This window comes from Nguyenibacter vanlangensis, assembly GCF_013376155.1.
Taxonomy (GTDB): domain Bacteria; phylum Pseudomonadota; class Alphaproteobacteria; order Acetobacterales; family Acetobacteraceae; genus Gluconacetobacter; species Gluconacetobacter vanlangensis.
The window spans coordinates 1-2,861 of record NZ_JABXXP010000379.1; the positions used below are offsets into that span (position 1 = coordinate 1).

At 67.4% G+C, this 2,861-nt stretch carries 2 protein-coding genes and 1 pseudogene; 2 read left to right on the forward strand and 1 reads right to left on the reverse strand.

The window, feature by feature from the left end; genetic code table 11:
• Both HUK84_RS23255 and rpoH read left to right on the forward strand, forming a co-directional pair.
• Window positions 1–134 (forward strand): annotated as a pseudogene (locus tag HUK84_RS23255) (RNA pseudouridine synthase); the annotation flags it as partial.
• A 250-nt stretch (window positions 135–384) separates the two neighbouring features.
• A complete protein-coding gene (rpoH, locus tag HUK84_RS14165) occupies window positions 385–1,272 on the forward strand; it encodes an RNA polymerase sigma factor RpoH (protein ID WP_176640868.1) in 888 nt (295 codons plus the stop codon).
• A gap of 39 nt (window positions 1,273–1,311) precedes the next feature.
• Here rpoH and HUK84_RS14170 read toward each other — a convergent pair whose 3' ends face one another.
• Window positions 1,312–2,601, reverse strand: coding sequence for an adenylosuccinate synthase (locus tag HUK84_RS14170; protein ID WP_176640869.1), 1,290 nt, complete (start codon window positions 2,599–2,601; stop codon window positions 1,312–1,314).
• Between the last annotated feature and the right edge of the window lie 260 nt (window positions 2,602–2,861).

Genomic DNA, 2,861 nt, shown 5'->3' on the forward strand with positions numbered 1-2,861 from the left:
CCGCCCTGGACTTCCCGCGCCAGGCGCTGCACGCGGCGCGGCTGGGCTTCACCCACCCGGCGACCGGCCGGCCCCTGCTGTTCGAGACCGCGCCTCCGGACGATTTTCAGACACTTATCGCGAAGATTGCATAGTTTTAAGGCAATCGACAGGGAGGATTCCTTGACGCTCGGCCCGTCCCGACAGTAGGCTTCAAACTTCTCCGGCGGGTGACGCGACCGCCGGAATGGACGTCCCGTGTCGGCGCGGCCCATCGCGGGGGTGCCACACGGGGACGTAATGTCCAATCCACGCGTCATACGGGACAAGTCAGGGAACCCTTTCACGGATGTGCCGTAGGACATCCAGGGCGCACCAGATCTCCCGGACAAAGGAGTCCGATCCATGGCCTCTTCCGTTCTGAATGTTGGTCCTGAATCCAACCTGTCAAGGTATCTTCAGGACATCCGCAAATTTCCCATGCTCTCGCCCGAGGAAGAACAGCGCCTGTCGCGACGCTGGAAGGACAAGGGCGATTCCGAAGCCGCGCACGCGCTCGTCACGTCGCATCTGCGCCTGGTCGCCAAGATCGCCATGGGCTATCGCGGCTACGGCCTGCCGCTGGGCGAACTGATCAGCGAAGGCAATATCGGCATGATGCAGGCGGTGCGCCGCTTCGATCCCGACCGGGGCTTCCGCCTGGCGACCTATGCCATGTGGTGGATCCGCGCCGCGATCCAGGAATATATCCTGCATAGCTGGTCGCTGGTGAAGATGGGCACCACGGCCGCGCAGAAGAAGCTGTTCTTCAACCTGCGGCGGCTGAAGGGCCAGATGCAGGCCATCGACGACGGCGACCTGAAGCCCGAGCAGGTCAACCAGATCGCCGCCTCGCTGGGCGTGCCCGAGCAGGACGTCATCAACATGAACCGCCGCCTGTCGGCGCCGGATCACAGCCTGAACGCCCCGCTGCGCGCCGACAGCGAAGGCGAATGGCAGGACTGGCTGGTCGACGAGCACGACAACCAGGAACAGACCCTGGCGGAAAGCGAGGAATTCAGCGGCCGCAAGGCCCTGCTGGACAATGCGCTGAAGACGCTGAACGTGCGCGAGCGGCATATCCTGACCGAGCGCCGCCTGAAGGACGAACCCGCGACGCTCGAGGAATTGTCCCACACCTACAATATCTCGCGAGAGCGGGTGCGCCAGATCGAGGTCCGGGCCTTCGAGAAGGTGCAGGCGGCGATGAAGGCCGAAGTCGACGCCCATCGCGAGGCGCTGCAGGCAGGCTGAAGCCGGAGGGAGGGGCTCCCCCTCCCGCCTGCCGCTCCGTCAGTTCTCGAACGGGTCGCGCACCAGGATCGTGTCGTCGCGTTCAGGACTGGTGGACAGCAGCGTGACCGGCGCTTCGACCAGTTCCTCGATCCGGCGGACATATTTGATCGCCTGGGCCGGCAGATCCACCCACGACCGCGCGCCATAAGTCGTCTCGGTCCAGCCTTCCATCGTCTCATAGACCGGCTTGACCCGCGCCTGGGCCGACGGCGCGGACGGGAAGCTGCGGATAGTCCGGCCGTCCAGCTCATACCCCACGCAGATGCGGATCTCCGGCAGCCCGTCCAGCACGTCCAGCTTGGTCAGCGCCAGGCCGTTGACCCCGCCGACCCGCACCGCGCGCCGCACCAGCATCGCATCGAACCAGCCACAGCGGCGCGGCCGTCCGGTGACGGTACCGAACTCGTGGCCGCGCTCGCCCAGGGTGCGGCCCGTCTCATCATGCAGTTCGCTGGGGAACGGCCCCTCGCCCACCCGGGTCGCATAGGCCTTGGCGATCCCCAGCACGAATCCCACGCTGCCCGGGCCGACACCGCTGCCGGTGGCCGCGTTGGCGGCGATCGTGTTGGAACTGGTGACGAACGGATAGGTCCCGTGGTCGACATCCAGCATCACCGCCTGCGCACCCTCGAACAGCACGCGGCGGCCGGCCCGGCGCGCATCGTCCAGCAGGTCCCACACCGCCTCCATATAGGGCAGGATGCGCGGCGCCAGCCCGTTCAGGTGCGCCAGCAGCGCCTCCTTGGTAAAGGTCGCGGCGCCCAGCCCGGCCAGCAGCGTGTTGTGATGCAGCAGCAGCTCGTCCAGCTTCCAGTCCAGCGTCTCGGGCTCGGCCAGGTCGCACAGCCGGATCGCCCGGCGGGCCACCTTGTCCTCATAGGCCGGGCCGATGCCCCGGCCGGTGGTGCCGATCTTGCGCGCACCGCGGGCTTCCTCGCGCGCCCGGTCGATCGCGGCATGCACCGGCAGGATCAGCGGCACGTTCTCGGCGATCCGCAGGGTCCGGGGCGACACGTCCAGCCCCTGGGCGGTCACGCGGTCGATCTCGGACAGCAGCGCCTCGGGGTCCACCACCACGCCGTTGCCGATCACCCCCATCTTGCCCCGCACCAGACCCGAAGGCAGCAGCGACAGCTTATAGGTCTGGTTGCCGACCACCAGCGTATGGCCGGCATTGTGCCCGCCCTGGAAGCGGACGACGATATCGGCCCGGCTGGCCAGCCAGTCGACGATCTTTCCCTTACCCTCGTCACCCCACTGGGCGCCGATCACGGTGACGTTGGACATAAGGTGCTCCTTGTTCGAAGGCAGTGAGTTCAAAGTCACTGGGCTCAAGGCCAGTAGGATAGAAGTGGTGGGCAACGGGCGGCCTGCCGCAACGGGCCGCGAAAGGGCGATCGGCGGGGCGTGTCAGTCCAGCGCCACGACGCCCCCGCCCGAGGCGATCAGCGCGCAATCCAGGCGCCGCCCCTCGGCGTCCGGATCGGCCACCTGGGCCAGGGCATCGACCGTCACATACCCCTCGGCCCGCAGCCGGGCCGCGAAGG